The organism is Pseudoalteromonas atlantica (genome assembly GCF_043641955.1).
Lineage (GTDB): Bacteria > Pseudomonadota > Gammaproteobacteria > Enterobacterales > Alteromonadaceae > Pseudoalteromonas > Pseudoalteromonas atlantica_A.
Map to the genome: position 1 here is coordinate 1 of NZ_JBHZRV010000028.1, position 1,116 is coordinate 1,116.

A 1,116-nucleotide genomic window follows, 5' to 3' on the forward strand; every position below is an offset into this window, starting at 1 on the left:
CATAGCCGAGTTCCTGTTTTGGTTCAATCAGTTATCGCTAGTTTACGTAAAATAGAAAAAGAGAATGTGCGGTTGTTGTAATGGCTGTTTTAGAGGGAATTACAGTTGCAGCAGAATGAAGTAAATACATTCACTTTCGTTTGACCGTGCAAGATCAATTTATTCATCCCCTTCTTGACGGTCATACTCCGCATTTTATATAAAATAAAGCAGGCTCTATATACCCTAATCGTTTGTTATTCTTTAAAAAGGTCTTGAAGTCTGAAGTCAAGATTTGCCTCAGAGGGATCAACTCATGCACTAAGCTTTTCAGGCAACCGTTTGTAGAGTCGGCAGGATTATCTGTGCGCTATTCATTTTGGGCAAAAGCCTATTATCGGCAGCAAGAAGCCAAAGGAAAACCTCATAATACCATCATCAGATCATTGGCATTTAAGTGGATACGAATCCTATTTAGGTGCTGAAAAACACATACGCCCTACGATGAATCAACTTACTTAACGGCATTGAAAAGTAAGGGATGACCGCTGTCAGAATTTACGGTGGAAAGTGGGCTTTAGTGCTTGCTGTCCACCTCAGGGCTTGTTGTTATATTTATTGTGCTGCCAGACTTACTTTGGTTTGTGATGACTTAGCTAAATCTAAGACACCATAGTAATTTAAACCATCAATCTTTTTACCTATGATGTAATAGTTCATTTCGTTAGTCATTGTCGGATCACCAATTATCTCATTCACGCTGCTTACATCTGAAAACTGTATAGCCATTAGAGCCATCATAAATTCAATCTGCTGCATTGGTTTTAAACGTTTAGATACTTTAGATATTCCTTGCTTGGTTGATTCAATTGTTGAACCATCAAATACAAAATCCTTTTTTGTGCTAGCGCAAGCGCTGAGAATTAAAATTATGACAACTACTAGTAAATTTTTCATCGAATATCCTTATAAATATAACGCCGCACTAAGCGGACTAAAATAGTGGGTTATAATGTGTAGCGAAGCGAAACCTAACCCACTGTTTTAGCTCCGTTTAAGTGCCTTATAGTTACTCCGTTCCATTCATTAATGTGTTTACCTAGCTCATTAATACATGGAATATACTTCTGTTGGTCA

General features: G+C 37.5%; 1 protein-coding gene and 1 pseudogene. One reads left to right on the forward strand and one right to left on the reverse strand.

The genetic code is table 11. The annotated features are described in order from the left end of the window. Window positions 1-311 precede the first annotated feature (311 nt). A pseudogene (locus tag ACHUE3_RS19900) lies at window positions 312-524 on the forward strand (IS110 family transposase); the annotation flags it as partial. A 70-nt stretch (window positions 525-594) separates the two neighbouring features. Here ACHUE3_RS19900 and ACHUE3_RS19840 read toward each other — a convergent pair. Next, entirely contained in the window at window positions 595-936 is a 342-nt protein-coding gene (locus ACHUE3_RS19840) for a DUF6694 family lipoprotein (RefSeq protein WP_394194019.1), read from the reverse strand. Window positions 937-1,116: the final 180 nt, after the last annotated feature.